General features: G+C 70.6%; 19 protein-coding genes and 1 tRNA gene. 9 read left to right on the top strand and 11 right to left on the bottom strand.

The annotated features are described in order from the left end of the window. Positions 1–2 precede the first annotated feature (2 nt). The 3 genes from KZC56_RS00415 to KZC56_RS00405 form a co-directional block, all read right to left on the bottom strand. Positions 3–548 (bottom strand): type 1 glutamine amidotransferase domain-containing protein, encoded by a 546-nt coding sequence (locus tag KZC56_RS00415; protein ID WP_247637601.1) that lies wholly within the window; start codon positions 546–548, stop codon positions 3–5. 243 nt (positions 549–791) lie between these two features. Further along, positions 792–864: transfer RNA gene (locus tag KZC56_RS00410), tRNA-Lys, on the bottom strand. Positions 865–995: 131 nt separating this feature from the next. Beyond that, positions 996–1,655, bottom strand: a complete 660-nt coding sequence (locus tag KZC56_RS00405; RefSeq protein WP_136031456.1) for a fasciclin domain-containing protein — start codon at positions 1,653–1,655, stop codon at positions 996–998. Positions 1,656–1,832: 177 nt separating this feature from the next. Here KZC56_RS00405 and KZC56_RS00400 point away from each other — a divergent pair, with 177 nt between their 5' ends. The 5 genes from KZC56_RS00400 (at position 1,833) to KZC56_RS00380 (ending at position 6,673) form a co-directional block, all read left to right on the top strand. After that, positions 1,833–3,545, top strand: a complete 1,713-nt coding sequence (locus tag KZC56_RS00400) for a cytochrome c biogenesis protein DipZ (protein WP_136031458.1) — start codon at positions 1,833–1,835, stop codon at positions 3,543–3,545. Between the two features lie 31 nt (positions 3,546–3,576). Beyond that, positions 3,577–4,179 carry an ECF RNA polymerase sigma factor SigK gene (gene sigK / locus KZC56_RS00395; protein ID WP_205812597.1) on the top strand — a complete coding sequence of 201 codons (603 nt, stop codon included), beginning with the start codon at positions 3,577–3,579 and terminating at the stop codon, positions 4,177–4,179. Continuing rightward, the gene (locus tag KZC56_RS00390) at positions 4,176–4,964 is read left to right on the top strand and encodes an anti-sigma factor (RefSeq protein WP_247637600.1); all 789 of its coding nucleotides are present in this window, start codon (positions 4,176–4,178) and stop codon (positions 4,962–4,964) included. The genes sigK and KZC56_RS00390 overlap by 4 nt, the downstream gene beginning before the upstream one ends. Positions 4,965–4,992: 28 nt before the next feature. Then, positions 4,993–5,622, top strand: coding sequence for a DNA-directed RNA polymerase subunit beta (locus tag KZC56_RS00385; protein ID WP_136035813.1), 630 nt, complete (start codon positions 4,993–4,995; stop codon positions 5,620–5,622). Positions 5,623–5,788: 166 nt separating this feature from the next. Then, positions 5,789–6,673 carry an aminodeoxychorismate lyase gene (locus KZC56_RS00380; RefSeq protein ID WP_247637599.1) on the top strand — a complete coding sequence of 295 codons (885 nt, stop codon included), beginning with the start codon at positions 5,789–5,791 and terminating at the stop codon, positions 6,671–6,673. 60 nt (positions 6,674–6,733) lie between these two features. Here the strand turns inward: KZC56_RS00380 and pstB are convergent, their stop codons facing one another. The 7 genes from pstB to KZC56_RS00345 all read right to left on the bottom strand — a co-directional run bounded on the left by pstB (position 6,734) and on the right by KZC56_RS00345 (position 14,887). Then, positions 6,734–7,513 carry a phosphate ABC transporter ATP-binding protein PstB gene (gene pstB, locus KZC56_RS00375; RefSeq protein WP_136031466.1) on the bottom strand — a complete coding sequence of 260 codons (780 nt, stop codon included), beginning with the start codon at positions 7,511–7,513 and terminating at the stop codon, positions 6,734–6,736. 26 nt (positions 7,514–7,539) lie between these two features. Continuing rightward, entirely contained in the window at positions 7,540–8,634 is a 1,095-nt protein-coding gene (gene pstA / locus KZC56_RS00370) for a phosphate ABC transporter permease PstA (RefSeq protein WP_247637598.1), read from the bottom strand. A gap of 1 nt (position 8,635) precedes the next feature. Then, entirely contained in the window at positions 8,636–9,619 is a 984-nt protein-coding gene (gene pstC / locus KZC56_RS00365; protein WP_136031470.1) for a phosphate ABC transporter permease subunit PstC, read from the bottom strand. A gap of 105 nt (positions 9,620–9,724) precedes the next feature. Next, entirely contained in the window at positions 9,725–10,828 is a 1,104-nt protein-coding gene (locus KZC56_RS00360) for a phosphate ABC transporter substrate-binding protein PstS (protein ID WP_136031472.1), read from the bottom strand. Between the two features lie 181 nt (positions 10,829–11,009). After that, a complete protein-coding gene (locus tag KZC56_RS00355) occupies positions 11,010–11,996 on the bottom strand; it encodes an NUDIX hydrolase (protein WP_136035809.1) in 987 nt (328 codons plus the stop codon). Beyond that, positions 11,993–14,158 carry an RNA degradosome polyphosphate kinase gene (locus KZC56_RS00350; RefSeq protein WP_136031477.1) on the bottom strand — a complete coding sequence of 722 codons (2,166 nt, stop codon included), beginning with the start codon at positions 14,156–14,158 and terminating at the stop codon, positions 11,993–11,995. Before KZC56_RS00350 ends, KZC56_RS00355 begins: the two co-directional genes overlap by 4 nt. A gap of 45 nt (positions 14,159–14,203) precedes the next feature. After that, positions 14,204–14,887 (bottom strand): winged helix-turn-helix transcriptional regulator, encoded by a 684-nt coding sequence (locus KZC56_RS00345; protein ID WP_136031479.1) that lies wholly within the window; start codon positions 14,885–14,887, stop codon positions 14,204–14,206. Positions 14,888–14,961: 74 nt separating this feature from the next. Here KZC56_RS00345 and KZC56_RS00340 point away from each other — a divergent pair, with 74 nt between their 5' ends. The 3 genes from KZC56_RS00340 to ygfZ all read left to right on the top strand — a co-directional run bounded on the left by KZC56_RS00340 (position 14,962) and on the right by ygfZ (position 17,140). Continuing rightward, the gene (locus KZC56_RS00340; protein ID WP_168387152.1) at positions 14,962–15,252 is read left to right on the top strand and encodes a hypothetical protein; all 291 of its coding nucleotides are present in this window, start codon (positions 14,962–14,964) and stop codon (positions 15,250–15,252) included. A 149-nt stretch (positions 15,253–15,401) separates the two neighbouring features. Continuing rightward, the gene (locus KZC56_RS00335) at positions 15,402–16,004 is read left to right on the top strand and encodes a nitrobindin family protein (protein ID WP_136031483.1); all 603 of its coding nucleotides are present in this window, start codon (positions 15,402–15,404) and stop codon (positions 16,002–16,004) included. Positions 16,005–16,024: 20 nt separating this feature from the next. Continuing rightward, on the top strand, positions 16,025–17,140 hold the full coding sequence (gene ygfZ / locus KZC56_RS00330) for a CAF17-like 4Fe-4S cluster assembly/insertion protein YgfZ (RefSeq protein ID WP_136031484.1): 1,116 nt from the start codon (positions 16,025–16,027) through the stop codon (positions 17,138–17,140). A gap of 15 nt (positions 17,141–17,155) precedes the next feature. Here the strand turns inward: ygfZ and KZC56_RS00325 are convergent, their stop codons facing one another. Then, positions 17,156–17,983 carry a class I SAM-dependent methyltransferase gene (locus tag KZC56_RS00325; protein WP_247637597.1) on the bottom strand — a complete coding sequence of 276 codons (828 nt, stop codon included), beginning with the start codon at positions 17,981–17,983 and terminating at the stop codon, positions 17,156–17,158. 60 nt (positions 17,984–18,043) lie between these two features. Between KZC56_RS00325 and KZC56_RS00320 the strand changes: the two genes are divergently transcribed. After that, complete coding sequence (locus KZC56_RS00320) at positions 18,044–18,793, top strand: phosphoglyceromutase (protein WP_136045551.1); 750 nt, start codon at positions 18,044–18,046, stop codon at positions 18,791–18,793. Positions 18,794–18,801 lie beyond the last annotated feature (8 nt).

The following is an 18,801-nucleotide window of genomic DNA, read 5'->3' as shown; positions in this document are numbered from 1 at the left end:
GGTCAGGCGGTCTGTCCCGCGTGCTTGCCCTCGCCGATCTCCTCGACCAGCTTCGCGTTGAAGGCGGGGAGGTCGTCGGGGGTGCGGCTGGAGACGAGGCCCTCGTCGACCACGACCTCCTCGTCCACCCAGCTCGCGCCCGCGTTGCGCAGGTCGGTCTTCAGGCTGGGGTAGCTCGTGAGGGTGCGGCCGTCGACCACGCCCGCCTCGATCAGGATCCAGGCGCCGTGGCAGATCACCCCGACCGGCTTGTGCTGCTCGAAGAAGGAGCGGGCGAGTGCGATGGACGCCTCGTCCATGCGCAGGTGGTCGGCGTTCACCACGCCGCCCGGGAGGACGAGCGCGTCGAACTGGTCGGCGGAGGCATCGGCCGCGGCCAGGTCGACCGCCTGCTCGTGACCGTTCTTGCCGGTGATGGCGGCGCCGTCGGGGGCGATCATGGTCGCGCTCGCGCCCTCCGCGGTCACGGCCTCCCACGGGCTGGTCAGCTCGCTGTCCTCGAAGCCGTCGGTCGCCAGGAACGCCACGCGGTTTCCGCTGAGAGTCATCGTCTGTCCTTTCGCTGGGGAGTCGCCCGGATCCGGGCGCACCATCACCCTCTCTCGGGGGCCAGGAGCGCGGACAGGGGGTGGCCAGGCGGCCGCGCGGATGATACGAGGGCGGGCTCACGCGAGGTCGCGCTGGCGGGGGGATGAGCAGGGGGTGCCGACCACCCCGGTGCACGCCGCATCGACCCGGCCACGGTCGTGTCGCCGCACGCACCCGCAGGGGTGGCGACGGAGGAATGACGGTGGGCCCCGTGGGGCTCGAACCCACGACCCGCGGATTAAAAGTCCGATGCTCTGCCAACTGAGCTAGAGGCCCGTGCTCCCAGTCTAGGGCGCACGACGAAGGGCCGTCGGCGCACAGCTCGCCGACGGCCCTTTCACCTTCCCTGACTCCTCCCGATCAGAGAAGGCCGTGTGCCGGTCGGGTCGCCCGGCACCTCCCCGCGCTTACTGCGCCGGGGGCATCAGGACCGAGTCGATCAGGTACACGGTCGCGTTCGCGGTCTGCACGCCGCCGCAGATGACGTTGGCGTCGTTGACCATCCACTGGTCACCGCTGCCGGTCACCTCGAGGTCCGCGCCCTGCACGGTCGTGTGCATGCCGGCGATGTCGGCCGGCTCGATCTGGCCGGGCACCACGTGGTAGGTGAGGATCGACGTCAGCGTCGCGCTGTCGGTCTTCAGGGCCTCGATCGTGGCGGGGTCGATCTTCGCGAACGCGTCGTCGACCGGCGCGAACACGGTGAACTCGTCACCGTTGAGCGTGTCGACCAGGTTCACGTCGGGGTTGAGCTGGCCGCTCACCGCGGCCACCAGCGTGGTCAGCATCGGGTTGTTCGACGCGGCGACCGCGACCGGGTCCTGCGACATGCCCTGGATGGAACCGGCGCCGTCCGGGACCTCTTCGGCGTAGGCCGCGCAGCCCGGGCCCACGAGGTTCGCGGCGGGGTCCATCTCCATCGGCGTCGACTCCGACGTCTCGGGGGCCTTCGGCTCCGACGACTCCTCCGTCGTGCTGCCGCTGCCCATGGAACACGCGGAGAGCAGGAATGCGCTCGCCAGACCCAGGGTGACTGCTGCGGTGACCTTCTTCTTGGTGCTGAACATGTCGAGCTCCTTCGAAACTCCGGCCACGGCCTCTCCGTGGCGTTGACCGGTGTTCGGAACCGTCTCGGGATCGGATGGGACGAATTCGGAAAAAGTTCGCGAATCCTCCCTCGCGGGGTCCGATCCAATCCATTGGGCGGCCCGGAGCGAACAGAGCCTGACAGAAGCGAGGACCTCATGGACCTGATCATCATCGGCCTGCTCGGCGGGCTCATCACCGGCATCTCGCCGTGCATCCTGCCCGTGCTCCCGGTGATCTTCCTCACCGGCGGCGCGCAGTCGGCGGCCTACGACGGAGAGGCGGTGCCCGCCCGGCGAAGCCGCCCGTACTTCGTGATCGCGGGCCTCGTGCTCAGCTTCACGCTGGTGACGCTCGTGGGTTCGCTGATCCTGGGTCTGCTGAACCTGCCGCAGGACATCATCCGCTGGGTGGGCATCGCGGTGCTGGTCGTGATCGGCGTCGGCCTGATCGTGCCGCGGTTCCAGCACCTCCTGGAGCGGCCGTTCCAGCGCTTCGGGCAGCGCGAGGTGAAGAACCGGGGCAACGGCTTCGGTGTCGGACTGGCCCTCGGCGCGGTGTTCGTGCCGTGCGCCGGACCGGTCCTCGCGGCGATCATCGTGGCGGGCTCGACCGGCCAGATCGGCGTGGGCACGGTGCTCCTCACGGTGTCGTTCGCGATCGGCGTGGCCGTCCCGCTGCTGGTGTTCGCGCTCGCGGGTCGCAGCGTGGTGGAGCGCATCCGCGCCTTCCGGTCGAAGGAGCGCGCACTGCGCATCGCCGCCGGCATCGCCATGATCGCACTCGCCGTGGGGCTCGTGTTCAACGTGCCGCAGGCGCTGCAGCGGCTCCTTCCCGACTACACGGCTCCGCTGCAGGAGCAGATCGCCGACTCCGAGCAGGTGCAGGACGCGCTGGACCTCGGTGGCCTGGTCAACGACGAGAACAAGGACCTCGACCAGTGCACGAACGGTGCGACCGAGCTCGAGTCCTGCGGCACTGCCCCGTCGATCAAGGGCATCCAGCAGTGGCTGAACACGCCCGACGGCGAGGCGATCGACCTGAAGGACCTGCGGGGGCAGGTCGTGCTGATCGACTTCTGGGCGTACTCGTGCATCAACTGCCAGCGGTCGATCCCGCACGTGGTGGCCTGGGACGAGGCGTACCGCGACGCCGGACTGCAGGTCATCGGGATCCACTCGCCGGAGTATGCGTTCGAGAAGGATCCGGGCAACGTCGCCGCGGGCGTGCGCGACTTCGGCATCGCGTATCCCGTCGCGCTCGACAACACCCTGTCGACCTGGACGAACTACCGCAATCGTTACTGGCCGGCGCACTACCTGATCGACGCGGACGGCACCGTGCGCCACATCTCCTTCGGCGAGGGCAACTACGCGGCGACCGAGTCGATGATCCGGGAGCTGCTGCAGGACGCGGATCCGGACGTGCAGCTGCCGCCGGCGACGGACGTGAAGGACGAGACGCCGGAGCTCGGCTCGACGACACGGGAGACCTTCCTCGGCTCGTCGAAGGACGTGAACTACGGCGGCGGGGACGAGTACCGCCGCGGTGAGGGCAGCTTCTCGTTCCCGAAGGACCAGCCCGACGACAGCTTCGCGCTGGATGGCGACTGGACGGTCGAGACGCAGTACGTGACCCCGACGAGCGACGACGGACGCATCCGCCTGGAGTATCGCGCGGGCGAGGTGCGGATGGTCGTGGCGGGCTCGGGTGAGGTCGTGGTGCGCGATCAGGACGGTGAGGAGCAGACCATCGCGATCGACGGGACGCCTCGCTCGTACGGCCTGGTCGAGCAGGGCGACATCGCGAAGGGAACGCTCACGCTCGAGGTCCCGGCCGGTGTCGAGGTCTATTCCTTCACATTCGGGTGACGTCTGCGCGGGAACGGGGAGGAGATACGGCATGCTTATGGAGATGGTCATCGACGGGATGGACGTCCCGGAGGACGGGGCAGCGCCGAAGGATGCCGTCGCCGACCTCCTCGTCCGCGTCGCGTCCGGTGATCAGGCTGCCTTCGCCGAGCTGTACGACTCCCTGTCCCCGCGGGTCTTCGGCCTCATCCTCCGCGTGCTGGTCAACCGCGCGCAGAGCGAGGAGGTGCTCCAGGAGGTGTTCCTGGAGATCTGGCAATCCGCTTCGCGGTTCGCTCCGAACAGAGGACAGGGACGAACCTGGGTGATGACCATCGCCCATCGACGGGCCGTCGACCGGGTGCGGGCATCGCAGTCGAGCGCCGACCGCGATGTGCGAGCCGGCTTCAAAGACCTCGGTGTCGCGCACGACAGTGTCGCGGAGCGGGTGGAGCTGGGCATCGAGGGGGAGCGGGTCGTCGCGGCGCTGTCAGGGCTTCCTGACGCGCAGCGGGAGGCGCTCGTCCTGGCCTACTACGGCGGTTACAGTCAGAACGAGATTTCGGCGCTCGTGGGGGCGCCGCTGGGGACGATCAAGACACGGATGAGAGACGGGCTGACCCGTCTCCGCACGGCGATGGGGGTGACGGCATGAACGAGAAGGACTTCGCGGAACTCGCGGCGGGTGCCGCGCTCCACGCGCTGTCCGCCGACGACGAGAACCGGTACCGCCGGGCACTCGTGGAGCATCCGGAGTGGGCGGCCGTGGCAGACGTCGACGCGGACAGCGTCGCGCTGCTGGGTGAGGGCGTGACGCCGGTCGCCCCGCCGCCCGGCGTTCGTGCGGCTCTGCTCGCCCAGATCGCCCGGACGCCGCAGGGCGACACCGACCCACACGACACCGACGCGCACGACACCGCGGGGAGCGCCCCCGGGGTCGCGTCCGCCGGTGGCCCCGAGGAGCCCGCCGTCCGCAGGCCGCGCCGCTGGACCCGCCTGGCCTTCGCGCTCGCCGCGTGCCTGGCGCTGCTGGTCGGCGTCGGCATCGGAGCGGTGGCGCTCAATGCACAGCTCACCCGTCCCGCCAGCGTCGTGGCGCTGCAGGAGATCGAGGCCGCGGGCGATGCGCAGCAGGCCACGGTCGAGCTCGACGGCGGGGCCACGGCCACCGCCCACTGGTCGGGCTCGGTCGGCAAGGCCGTGCTCGTGACGGACGGTCTGCCCGAGACCGACGCCGGCAAGACGTACGAGCTGTGGTTCGTGCGCGGCGAGGAGCCGATCGCGGCCGGTGTGTTCGACCCGGAGGACGGTGCGGCGACCGCGCTGCTCGAGGGCGAGATGCGGGCGGGTGACGCGATCGCGGTGACCGTGGAGCAGGAGGGCGGCTCGCCGTCCGGGCAGCCCACCACGGATCCGGTCATCGTCATCCCCACGGCCTGAGTCGCGGCGGCGGGCGTACCCTGGAGGGATGCCCGAGCAGCACCACCGGCCCGTGCGCCGCCCCTCCCACGCGTTCGACAACATCGTGGGGTCGAGCGACCCCGCGGAGGAGAGCAGGGTCGCGCACGCCACGGCCTCCGCGCTGCTGACGCGCGTGCGCGAGGACGAGACCGGCGCGAGCGTGGAACGGCTGATCGCGTTCACGCGGGAGCACGGCATCGACGAGATCGCCGAGCTGTGGTCCACCGCGCCGTCGCGCACGCTGCCGGGCTCGCTGTGGCGCCTGTACGTGCTGCAGCTCGCGATCCACGGCGACCCGCGCACCGCCGCGCTCCTGTACGACCGCGGTCGCGTCGAGCTTTCCTCCGCCGACGCCGTGGTGGCGGGTGCCCCGGTGCCGGCGAGCCCGGACGAGCTGGTCGCGCTGATCGACACGATCCTCCGCGGTGCCTTCCGGGGCGACTTCGCGGTGGCGCTCGACCGGGCGGCGGCGTTCTGCCGCGTGCAGGCCTCCGGCGCGACGCACACCGCGGACGACTACGAGGGGACGGAGCCGGAGCGCGCGAGCGAGCTGACCACGCGGGCGCTGCGGTTGAGCACGTACGCGCAGGACCTCTCGGCCTCGGCCGCGCTGTGGCGCATGGGCGCGCTGGCCTGACAGCGCCGCGGCCGGCGCCCGGACAGAGAAAGACCGGGCCGCAAGAACGCCTCTCGGCGGAAGGCCGCTCGCAGCGGCGAAAATTGGAGCCCGGGGTTATGCGGCCCGGCCACTCCAGTGTAACGCGAGCGCGCGACAGGTATTCCCGGCGTTCTAGGCTCGTGGCATGACCCGACGCTTCGCCCTCATGCTCGACCCCGTCGCCGCCGACGAGCAGCGCGACGACTACACCGGCACGTTCACGCAGGTCGACGCCACGGCTCCGGCCCTGAGCGTCGGCGAGTTGAGCACCCAGCGGGGGGACGGCGTGTTCGAGTCGATCGGCGTGGTCGACGGTCATGCGCAGGAGGTCGTGCCGCACCTGGAGCGAATGGCACACTCCGCGCGACTGTGCGACCTCCCCGAGCCGAACCTCGAGCAGTGGCGGCAGGCGGTGCAGCGGGCCGCGGCGCAGCTCGGCGCGGGGGAGTCGGTCATCAAGCTGATCCTCAGTCGCGGCGTGGAGCACGGACCCACACCCACCGCCTGGGTCACGGCCGCTCCCGCCGCGGACTTCTCCGCCGTGCGCCGCGACGGCGTGAAGGTGGTCACGCTCGACCGCGGGTACGACCTCGGTGCCGCCGAGCGGGCGCCGTGGCTGCTGCTGGGCGCCAAGACCCTGTCGTACGCGGTGAACATGGCGGCGCTGCGCGAGGCCAAGCGGCGCGGGGCCGACGACGCGGTGTTCCTCTCGAGCGACGGCTTCGTGCTGGAGGCGCCGACGGCCTCGCTCCTCCTGCGCTTCGGCGACCGGTTCACGACCCCGGCGCCGAACGGCGGGATCCTGCACGGCACCACACAGCTCAGCGTGTACGACCACCTCAGCGCGCGCGGGTTCGAGGTCGGCTACGACCGCATCCCCGCGGGCGACCTCACCCGGGCCGATGCGGCGTGGCTGGTGTCGAGCGTGCGTCTCGCGGCGGCCATCACCGCGGTCGACGGTGTGCCGCTGCCGGTGGATGCCGCGCTCACGGACGAGCTCAACGCGTACCTGCTCTCGCCGCGCGACTGAGGCCGCAGACGCGGAAGGGCCCGGGTGCCGTCGCACCCGGGCCCTTGTCGTACCGGCGGTTCAGCCGAAGCGGCCGGAGACGTAGTCCTCCGTCGCCTGCACCGACGGCGTGGTGAAGATCGACGTCGTGTCGTCGTACTCGATGAGCTTGCCGGGCTTTCCGGTGCCGGCGATGTTGAAGAACGCCGTCTTGTCCGAGACACGGCTCGCCTGCTGCATGTTGTGGGTCACGATCACGATCGTGAACTCGTTCTTGAGTTCGCCGATCAGCTCCTCGATCGCGTACGTCGAGATGGGGTCGAGCGCCGAGCACGGCTCGTCCATCAGCAGCACCTCGGGCGACACCGCGATCGCGCGGGCGATGCACAGACGCTGCTGCTGACCGCCGGAGAGGCCGGAGCCGGGGCGGTCGAGCCGGTCCTTGACCTCGTTCCAGAGGTTCGCGCCGGTGAGCGACTTCTCGACCAGGTCGTCCTGGTCGCTCTTGGACATGCGGCTGTTGTTGAGCTTGACGCCCGCGAGCACGTTCTCCTTGATCGACATCGTGGGGAACGGGTTGGGGCGCTGGAACACCATGCCCACCTGGCGGCGCACGAGCACCGGGTCGACGCCGGCGCCGTACAGGTCCTTGCCGTCGAGCAGCACCTCCCCCTCGACGCGGGCGCCGGGGATGACCTCGTGCATGCGGTTGAGTGTGCGCAGGAAGGTGGACTTGCCACAGCCGGAGGGGCCGATGAACGCCGTCACGCTGCGCGGCTGGATGTCGAGGGAGACGCCTTCGACGGCGAGGAAGTTGCCGTAGTAGACGTTGAGGTCGTTGACTTCGATGCTCTTGGACACGGGGTTTCCTGTTCTGAGGTTCGGGCTCAGCGGCCGGAGAGTTTCGGGGCGAACCACTTCGCGATCAGACGCGCGAGGAGGTTCAGCACCATGACGATGAGGATGAGGGTGAGGGCGGCGGCCCAGGCGCGCGCGACCGCGGCGTCGGGGTTGGTGCCCTGGTTCATGTACTGGTTGTAGGCGAACACCGGCAGGGTCATCATCTGACCGTCGAAGATGTTCGTGTTGAGGCTCTGCGTGAAGCCGGCGGTCAGCAGCAGCGGGGCGGTCTCACCGATCACGCGGGAGATCGCGAGCATGACCGAGGTCATGATGCCGGCGATGGAGGTGGGCAGCACGACCTTGAGGATCGTCAGCCACTTCGGTACGCCCAGCGCGTAGGAGGCCTCGCGCAGTTCGTTCGGGACGATGCGCAGCAGTTCCTCGCTGCCGCGGACGACGACCGGGGTCATCAGCACGGCGAGGGCGAGCGCACCCATGAAGCCCATCGAGATGCCCGGTCGCAGCAGCAGCGCGAACACGGCGTAGATGAACAGACCGGCGACGATCGACGGGATGCCCGTCATCACGTCGACGAAGAACGTGATGGCCTTCGCGATCTTCCCGCGCCCGTACTCGACCAGGTAGATCGAGGTCATGAGCCCGATCGGGACCGAGATGATCGTGGCCGTCAGGGTGATCAGCACGGTGCCCCAGATGGCGTGCACGATGCCGCCGCCGTCGCCGACCACGTTGCGCATGGAGTAGCTGAAGAACTCGGCGTCGAAGCGTTCGATGCCGTTCGCCACCACGGTCCACAGCAGCGACACGAGCGGCAGCAGCGCGATCAGGAAGGCGGTGGCGACGAGGGCCGTCATGAGCCGGTCCACGGCCTTGCGGCGGCTCTCGGCGATCGACGAGATCACCGTGATGATCACCATGTAGAGCAGGATGCCGACGATCACGGTGCCCGCGATGTTGAAGTCGGCGAGGGGCGTGTCCGACCCCGCGGCGGCGACGCCGAACACGGCCGCGGAGACCGCGAACGAGACGCCGAGCAGAGCCCACGGCGCCCACTTCGGGAGGCGGCCGGAGGTGAGGGAGGCGCGCGGCGTCGTGGGAGCGCTGGTGAGGACGGTCATGTCAGTTCGCTCCAGAGAACTCGGCGCGGCGGGCGACGATCCAGCGCGCCACGGCGTTGACCGCGAAGGTCACGACGAAGAGGATGAGGCCGGTCGCGATGAGCGTGTTGACGCCCGTGCCGTGCGCCTCGGGGAAGGCGAGGGCGATGTTCGCGGGGATCGGCGTGGGGTTCGTGGCGGTGAGCACCAGGAAGCTCACGACCGCCGAGGGGGAGAGCACCATGGTCACGGCCATGGTCTCGCCCAGGGCCCGCCCGAGCGCGAGCATCGCGGCGGAGACCATGCCGCCGCGGGCGAAGGGCAGCACGGCCATGCGCACCATCTCCCAGCGGGTGGCGCCGAGGGCCAGGGCGGCCTCCTCGTGCAGCTTCGGCGTCTGCAGGAAGACCTCGCGGCAGATGGCGGTCATGATCGGGATGCACATCACGGCGAGGACGAGGGCCGCGGTGAGGATGGTCTTGCCCGTCGCGGAAACCTGACCGCCGAAGAAGGGCACCCAGGAGGCGTTGTCGTTCAGCCAGACGTAGATCGGCTGGAGCAGCGGGGCGAGCACGAGTCCGCCCCACAGGCCGAACACCACGGACGGCACGGCCGCGAGCAGGTCGATGATGTAGCCGAGCACGGCCGCGAGTCGGCGGTGCGCGTAGTGCGAGATGAACAGCGCGATACCGATGGCGATGGGGGCCGCGATGATCAGGGCGATGAACGAAGCCCACAGCGTGCCGAAGACGAGCGGCCAGACATAGGCCCAGAAGGATTCGCCGCGCAGGATGTGGTTGTCGGTGGTGTCGAGCTGGAAGGCCGGAAGGCTCTGGATGATGAGGAACGCGGCGACGAGGGCGAGCACGACGAGGATGATGATCCCCGCTCCGAGTGCGGTGCCGGAGAACACCCGGTCGCCGAGTCGCTGCTTGGCCTTGATCGGTGCGGGCGGCGCCGGGGTCGGTGCCGGTGCCGTGGTGGGCTCCTGCGCGGTCGTGCTCATGATCTCCCTGTTTCGGGCCGGGTGGAGATGGATCGGGTGCTGACCCGGCGGAGCCCCCGCGTCCGTGTCGGGACGCGGGGGCACCGTGTCAGCGGATCGGCGGGATCAGCCGACCTGGATCAGGTCGATCGCGGCCTGGACCTGCTCGCGCAGGCCGTCCGAGATCGGGGCGCTGCCGGCGTTCTCCGCGGCGGCGTCCTGGCCCTCGGCGCTCGCGATGTACGTGAAGTAGGCCTTCACGAGCTCCGCGACGTTGCTGTCCTCGTACTGCTCGCAGCCGATGAGGTAGCTGACCAGGGCGATCGGGTAGGCGCCGTCCGCGGCGGAGGCCGGGTCGACGTCGAAGACGAGGTCGCCCTCGCCGCGGCCCTCGGCGAGCGGCGAGGCCTCGACGAGCTTCGCTGCGGCCTCGGCCGAGTAGGGCACGAACTCCTCGCCGACGCCCACGGCGACCTGGCCGAGGCCGTCCGCCTGCGAGGCGTCGAGGAAGCCGATGGCGCCGTTGCCGGCGGTGATGGCCTGCTTCACGCCCGAGGTGCCCTGAGCGGCCTCGCCGCCCTGGATCGGCCACTCGTCCGAGACCTCGTAGGTCCACACGTCGGGAGCGGTCGCGCTGAGGTACTTCGCGAAGGTCTCCTGCGTGCCGGACGGGTCGGAGCGGTGCACGGGCGAGATCGCCAGGTCGGGCAGCTCGACGCCCTCGTTGAGAGCGGCGATCGCGGCGTCGTTCCAGTTGGTGATGGTGCCGGCGAAGATGCCCGCGATGGTCGCGGCGTCGAGGTTCAGGGTGTCGATGCCCTCGAGGTTGAACGCGACCGCGACGGGCGAGATGTAGAGCGGGACCTCGACGATGTCGTCGGTCGTGCAGGCGCCGAAGCCGCCGGCGGCGATCTCCTCGTCGTTGAATGCGCGGTCGGAGCCGATGAAGTTGCTGCCGCCCTCGAGGAAGTTCTCGCGGCCCGTGCCGGAGCCGGTGGGCTCGTAGTTGACGGTCACGTCGGGGTTGGCGGTCTGGAACGCGGCGACCCAGGCCTCCTGGGCTGCGGTCTGGGAGGACGCGCCGGTCGCGTCGATCGTGCCGGAGAGCGTGGACTCGCTGGGCTCGTCGGTGGAGCCGCCGGTGCCGCCTTCGTTCGCGGCACAGCCGGCGAGTGCGAGAGCGGCGACGGCGCCGATGGCGCCGATTCGTGCGATTCGGGAGATCTTCACTGTGGATCCTTCGATCGTGGAGGGTTGGGGCCCGGTGCAGGGCACACAGTGACGCTAGGGGCGACGGTTAACGAGACTCTCCCTCGCAGGTGAACGGCAGGTGAACGACCGGAGACGCTCTGGGGGCGATCCCAGGCGCCGCGCGGGCTCGAGCGCCCTCGTTCGCGGGTCCGCCGACGTGTCAGACCTTCGGCGCGTGCGTCTCGATCGAGATGATCCCGGAGCCGGGATTCGTGGCGGACACGTGCACGACGGAGAACGCGCCGGTCTCCAGATCGGCGGCGCTGGTCACGTACGAGCCGCGCACGGTGCCGGTGGCGAGGGCGATCTCGGCGAGCAGGGCGGGCAGCACGGGGCCGTGGCTGCACAGCACGGCGGGCTTGCCGGAGCGGATGCGGCGTCCGACGACCGAGCGGAGGTCTGCGGTGCCGTCCTCCCACGCGTCCTGGCTGATCTTCTCCGTCTTCACCGGCTTGCGGTCCAGGGCCTTCGCCAGCGGGGCGACCGTCTGCACGCAGCGCACCGCATCGCTCGTGATGAGCTTGCGCACGCCGAACGCGCGGAGCGGACCCACGATCGCCTTGGCCTGGCGTCGGCCGCGTTCGGTGAGCGGCCGCGCGGAGTCCGCGCCGTCCCACTCCGAGCGGGGGAGGGCCTTCGCGTGCCGGAGCGCGATCACCGGGAAGGTGCGCAGGACGCCGTCGTCGACGAGGGCCGCGAACGCGTCGAGGATCTCGTGGTCGACCGGGTAGCTGAGCGCGGCGCGGGCCTTCTTGACGCTGACCCACTCGAGCGCGGCGATCTCCCGGTTGGGCACGAACGTCGACGCCCGGATGGCCTCGTCGGTCGCCTCGGCCGCCCAGTAGTGCACGACCTTCTGCTTGCGTGAGGCGAGCAGGTAGCGGCTCACCCCCACGGGGACGCCGAGGGCGACGCGGATGCCCGTCTCCTCGTGCACCTCGCGCACGGCCGTCTCCGCGAGCATCTCACCGGGGTCGACCTTGCCCTTGGGGAGCGTGACGTCGCGGTACTTCGTGCGGTGGATCAGCAGGATGCGCAGCTTGCCGTCGACCAGGCGCCACACCACGGCACCCGCGGCGTACACGGCCTTGTCCGCCCACTTGGAGCGGGCGATGTCCTCGGGGAGCTGGAGCTGCCGCGCCGTCATCGGACCGCCCGCGCCCGCCGGCGCCGCTGGATCATGCCCATGGTCTTGTCCTGCAGGTCGACCAGCGGCCTGCCGTCCGCGTTCACGGCGTGGCGCTCCCAGACGCCGTCGGCGCCGAGGTGCCACGACGACGTGCCATCGTCCATCGCGAGGTCGAAGAACGCCGTGAGCTCCTTGAGGTGCGCGGGGTCGGTCACGCGCACGAGCGCCTCGACGCGACGGTCGAGGTTGCGGTGCATCATGTCGGCGCTGCCGATGTAGACCTGCGGGTCGCCGCCGTTCTCGAACGCGAAGATGCGCGAGTGCTCCAGGTAGCGGCCGAGGATGCTGCGGACGGTGATGTTGTCGCTGATGCCCTCGAGGTCGGTGCGCAGGCTGCAGATGCCCCGCACCCACACGTCGACCTTCACGCCTGCGGCGCTGGCGCGGTACAGGGCGTCGATGATCTCCTCGTCCACCATCGAGTTCACCTTGATGCGGATGTGTGCGGGCACGCCCGCCTCGGCGTTGCGGCGCTCGGCGTCGATCAGGCGGATGAGGCCCTTGCGCAGGTGCAGCGGTGCGACCAGGAGGCGCTTGAACTTCTTCTCGATCGCGTAGCCGCTGAGCTCGTTGAACAGCCGGGTCAGGTCCTTGCCGACCTGGGCGTCGGCGGTGAACAGGCCGAAGTCCTCGTAGATGCGGCTGGTCTTGGGGTTGTAGTTGCCCGTGCCGACGTGGGAGTAGTGCCGCAGCAGGCCGTCCTCCTCGCGGATCACGAGCGCGAGCTTGCAGTGCGTCTTGAGGCCGACCAGCCCGTAGACCACGTGCACGCCGGCCTTCTCCAGCTTGCGTGCCCACACGATGTTGTTCGCCTCGTCGAACCGTGCCTTCACCTCGACCAGGGCGAGCACCTGCTTGCCGGCCTCGGCGGCGTCGATGAGTGCCTGCACGACGGGGCTGTCGCCCGAGGTGCGGTACAGCGTCTGCTTGATCGCCAGCACGTGCGGGTCTCGCGCCGCCTGCTCCAGGAACGCCTGCACGCTGGTCGTGAACGACTCGTAGGGGTGGTGCACGAGCACGTCGGACTTGCGGATGGCCTTGAAGATGTCGGCCCGGTTGCTCGATCCCGCCGGCTGGAACGCCACCGCGGTCGTGGGCAGGTGCGGCGGGTAGCGCAGGTCGGGACGATCGATGCGTGACAGGTCGAACAGGCCCCGCAGGTCGAGCGGTCCGGGAAGGCGGTAGACCTCCAGATCGGTGATGTCGAGCTCGCGCACGAGCAGGTCCATCGTGACGTCGTCCATGTCGTCGGTGATCTCGAGGCGGATGGGCGGGCCGAACCGGCGGCGCAGCAGCTCCGCCTCCAGCGCCTGGATGAGGTTCTCGCTCTCGTCCTCCTCGATCTCCACGTCCTCGTTGCGGGTGAGGCGGAACGCGTGGTGGTCGAGCACCTCCATCCCGGGGAACAGGTCACCGAGGTGGTTGGCGATCAGCTCTTCCAGGCGCAGGAAGCGCTTGATCTCGCCGGTGGACGGCACCTCGACGAAGCGCGGCAGCATCGGCGGCACCTTGAGACGGGCGAACTCCTGACGGCCCGTGCGGGCGTTGCGGATGCGGATCGCGAGGTTCAGCGACAGCCCGGAGATGTAGGGGAACGGGTGAGCGGGGTCGACCGCCAGCGGCATGAGCACGGGGAAGACCTGCGCGCCGAAGTAGTCGGACAGCGCGCTGCGCTCCTCGTCGGTGAGGTCGGACCACTCGGTGATCTCGATGCCGGAGTCGGCGAGGGCGGGACGCACCAGGTTGGTCCACGCGGCCGCGTGCCGCAGCTGCAGCGCGTGTGCTTCGCGCGAGATGTCGGCCAGGGCGTCGACGGGGGAGCGGCCGATGTTGGTCGGCACCGCGAGGCCGGTCATGATGCGGCGCTTGAGGCCGGCGACGCGCACCATGAAGAACTCGTCGAGGTTGCTCGCGAAGATCGCCAGGAAGTTCGCGCGCTCCAGCTCGGGCAGCGTCGGATCCTCGGCGAGCTCGAGCACACGCTGGTTGAACGCGAGCCAGCTCAGCTCGCGGTCCAGGTACCGGTGGTCGGGCAGTTGCGAGTCCGGGGACTCCACGGCATCGAAGTCGTCGTCTTCGGCGTCACCGAGGCCGGCGTCGGCGAGTGCGGGATCGATCATGGGGTACATCTAAGCACCGGGAGGTGTCGGGCGTGTGAACGCCGGTCACCCCGTGCCGACGAGGCTCTCGTCGTCGTACACGTTGAAGCGGTACCCGACGTTGCGGACCGTGCCGATGATCTGCTCCTGGTCGCCGAGCTTCGCCCTGAGCCGTCGCACGTGCACGTCGACCGTGCGGGTGCCGCCGAAGTAGTCGTAGCCCCATACCTCGCTGAGCAGCTGCTCGCGCGTGAACACTCGCGACGGGTGCGTGGCCAGGAAGTGCAGGAGCTGGAACTCCTTGTAGGTGAGGTCGAGGGGCTTGCCGTGCAGCTTGGCCGAGTACGACTGCTCGTCGATCGTGACGCCGGAGGCCTGCACGCGCGCGGGCTCGGACACCTCGTCGCGGCGGGCGATGGCGAGCCGGACGCGGGCGTCGATCTCGGCGGGGCCGGCCGTCGCGAGCAGCACGTCGTCGATGCCCCAGTCGCCGGAGAGCGCGCTCATGCCGCCCTCCGTGACGACGAGGAGGAGCGGGGCCTGCTGGCCGGTGGCGCGCAGCAGCCGGCACAGCGACTTCGCTCCGACCAGGTCGTGGCGGCCGTCGACCACCGCCACGTCGTACTCCGGAGCGTTCACGAGCTGCGCCGGTTCGGCCGGGATCTGGCGGGTGCGATGGCTGAGCAGCTCCAGCGCGGGAAGCACCTGCTCCGAGAGGGGAGCGTTGGTCAGAACCAGCACCAGGGCCACGCGCACTCCTCACCGGCGGGGGGTTCGACGCCGTGCCGCCATGATAGCGGCCGTGGATGCGCAAGAATGGAGACATGTCAGAACCCGCCCTCGCTCCGCGCAACGCCTTCACCGGCGTGATCGTGGTGTGGGCGGTGGCCTTCGTCGGCACGATCCTGATCGGCATCTTCGCTGCGGAGGAGTGGCGCATCCCCTGGATGCTCGTCGGGTTCGGTGCCGTCGTCCTGATCTCCTTCGCGGTGCAGCTCTGGTACGGCCGCACGCAGGGGTTCATCTTCCGCGTGGCGAGCAGCGTCACCGGCGCCCTGCTGCTGATGGGGGTCATCTCGGTCGGGTTCGGGCTGGCGGCGCTCATCCCGTCCTGACGCCGATCCGGCGCGGTATGGTGGATCCATGGACATCATGGCGCTCGAAATCTTCTTCATCGGCCTCCTGGGCCTCGCGAGCCTGGCGATCGTCTTCGTGTCGGCCGTGGTGCTGCGCAACCTCTTCCGCGGTCAGCGCTGACGAGATCGTGATCGAGCTCCCGACCGACCTTCCCGCCGATCTCGTTCCGCTCTCGTGGCTGATCGGGGTCTGGGAGGGCACCGGCGTGATCGAGTACCCGGTCGGCGAGGAGCGTCTGCAGGGCGAGTTCACCCACCGCGTCAGCTTCAGCCATGACGGTGGCCCCTTCCTCAACTACGCCGCGACCGCCACCTTCACCGGCGAAGACCAGTCGGCGTCGATTCCCCTGACCGCCGAGTCCGGCTTCTGGCGCCTGGCGCGCCCGGCTGCCGCATCCGATGCGGGCCCCGCGCTGCTGCCGCCGACCGTCGCGCCGGTCGTCCGCACGGTCGACGACGTGGAGGAGCTCCGCGGACCGAACGGCGCGTTCCCGCTCGAGGTCTCGATCGCCCGCTCCGACGGCATGCTCGAGTTCTACCTCGGCGAGATCAACGGCCCGCGCGTCGACCTGGCGTCCGACGCGATCGTGCGCGGAGCGGGGACGAAGGAGTACGGCTCGGCCTCGCGCATGTACGGTCTGGTCGACGGCCACCTGCTGTGGGCCTGGGACATCGCCGCGCTCGGCACACCGCTGCGCGCGCACGCCTCGGCCCGCCTCGCGCGGGTGTGAACGGAGAGGGGCGAGCAGGCATGGGCGGGTTCGACGAGCGGAACGGGGCCGTCCTCGGCGACGGGGGCGTGGCGCACTTCGGCGATCCCTTCCGTGAGCAGCGCTGGCTGGCGGCGGGCGAGGCGCTGGTCCCGCTGGACGACCGCGCCGTCATCGAAGTGGCGGGCCCCGAGCGTCTCGGCTGGCTCGACTCCATCACGTCGCAGGCCGTCGGGCGACTCGCGCCGGGCGAGAGCACGGAGCTGCTGGTGCTCGATCCCCAGGGGCGGGTGGAGCACGCCGCCGGTGTCGTCGACGACGGCTCCGCGACCTGGCTCATCGTCGATGCGGCCGACGCGGAGGCACTGGCGGGCTGGCTCACCCGCATGAAGTTCCGCACCCAGGCCACGGTCGAGGTGCGCGACGACGTGGCGCTGGTGGGCTTCGTCGACGGGGGCGCCGCATCCGAGCGGATCCGCGCCGTCGACGGCGCCCTCGTGTGGGCGGACCCCTGGCAGCGCGTCGGCGCGGGCGGGTATCAGTACGCCGCGACCACCGAGCACCCCGGGGCCGAGCTGGCCTGGCGCATCGCCATCGTCCCGAGCGGCAGCGTGCCCGCGCTCGCCGCGACCCTCGACGACGGCGAGGTCGCCGGACTGCTGGCCGCGGAGGCTCTGCGCATCGCCGCGTGGCGACCGCGGTGGGCGTCCGAGGTCGATGAGCGGTCGCTGCCGCACGAGTCCGACTGGCTGCGCAGCGCGGTGCACCTCGACAAGGGCTGCTACCGCGGGCAGGAGACCGTGTCGAAGGTGCACAACCTCGGTCATCCGCCTCGGCGGCTCGCCGCGCTGCACCTCGACGGCAGCGACGCAGTGCTCCCCGAGCCCGGCGCTCCGGTCTTCGCGGGCGACGACGAGGTGGGGCACATCACCTCGGTCGCGCGACACCACGAGGAGGGCCCCATCGCGCTCGCGATCCTGTCGCGCCGGGCCCCGGTCGGGGATCTGGTCGTGCGCTCCGAGGGCGTCGACATCGCGGCGTCGCAGCAGGTCATCGTCCCCGCAGACGCGGGCGCCACGGCGGAGGTGCCCCGCCTGACGCGGCTGTCGCGCCGCCCGACCGCGCCGGACCCGCGCCGCACCTCGCCGTCCGCCTGAGCGGGCGTCCCGGCGTCAGGTCGGGCGCGGGGCGACCGCGTCCCACGGCAGCGTGAGCTCTCCGAGACGCCAGCGCGTGCGGCCGCCCTGCACGGGCCACCCCTGGTCGCGCAGCGCGGACACGGCCGCGAGGAACCGTTGCGTGGCGCCGAAGGTCGACAGGGGAGCCGCGCGGTCCCACTCCCGATCGAGCTCGGTGAGCAGCGCGTGGATGCGCTCGCCGGGGACGTTGCGATGGATCAGCGCCTTGGGCAGCCGCTCCGCCACGATGCTCGGACGCTCGAGTCCCTCCAGTCGCAGCGAGATCGTGAGGCGCAGCGCCGATCCATCCCGGTCCGCGTCGACCCAGCTGGCGATGCGGCCGATCTCGTCGCACGTCCCCTCCACGAGCAGTCCGCCGGGGGCGAGGCGCGCCGCCATCGTGCGCCAGGCCGCGGGGACCTCGGCCTCGTCGTACTGCCGGAGCACGTTCATGGCGCGGATCACGGCGGCACGGCGGTCGCCCGGCAGCGGCACCTCGAAGCCCCCACGCGCGAACGACACCCGCAGATCAGGAGGGAACCCCGTCCGACCCGCCCGGACCTCGGCGAGCTGTCGCGTGGCCGTGGCGACGCGCGCCGGATCGATCTCCAGGCCGAGCACCTCCGCGTCGGGACGGACCCGGCGCAGGCGCGCGGCGAGCTCGAGCGCCGTGACCCCGCTGGCGCCGTAGCCGAGGTCGACCACGAGCGGATCCTCCGCGCGACGCAACGCGGTGCTCGCGGCGATCCAGCGGTCGTTGCGGCGCAGCCGGTTGGTCCCGGTCGTGCCACGGGTCGGCTGGCCGAGCGGAGATGACGCCATGCGTCCATCCTCTCCCGTGCCCGGCGCAGTCCGATCCACGGCCGCGGATAAACTGGCCGCATGACTGCGAAGCGCACCCTGATCCTGCTCCGCCACGGGCAGAGCGAGTGGAACGAACTGAACCTCTTCACCGGCTGGGTGGACGTCCGCCTGACCGAGCAGGGCAAGGGCGAGGCCCGTCGCGGCGGTGAGCTGCTCGCCGAGTCCGGCATCCTCCCCGACGTGCTGCACACCTCGCTGCTGAGCCGAGCGATCCAGACCGCCGACATCGCGCTGGACGCGGCCGACCGGCTGTGGATCCCGGTCACGCGCTCGTGGCGACTCAACGAGCGGCACTACGGCGCGCTGCAGGGCAAGGACAAGGCGCAGACGCTGGAGGAGTTCGGTCCAGAGCAGTTCCAGCTGTGGCGCCGTTCGTTCGACGTGCCGCCGCCCCCGCTCGACGACGCGAGCGAGTTCAGCCAGGTGAACGACCCCCGGTACGCGCACATCGACGGTGAGGTGCCCCGCACGGAGTCGCTCAAGCTCGTGATCGACCGCCTGCTGCCCTACTGGGAGACCGCGATCGTGCCCGACCTCGAGGCAGGCAAGACGGTGCTGGTCACCGCGCACGGGAACTCGCTGCGCGGGCTCGTGAAGCACCTCGAGGGCATCAGCGACGATGACATCGCCGGACTCAATATCCCCACCGGTATCCCGCTGGTCTACGAGCTCGACGAGAACAACGCGCCCACGGGCCCCGGCCGCTACCTCGACCCCGAGGCCGCCGCCGCCGGTGCCGCCGCCGTGGCCGCGCAGGGCAAGAAGTAACGCGCACG

Origin of the sequence: Microbacterium sufflavum, from assembly GCF_023091155.1 — a bacterium.
Classification (GTDB): Bacteria; Actinomycetota; Actinomycetes; order Actinomycetales; family Microbacteriaceae; genus Microbacterium; species Microbacterium sufflavum.
This window is presented reverse-complemented; position numbering and strand designations above follow the sequence as displayed.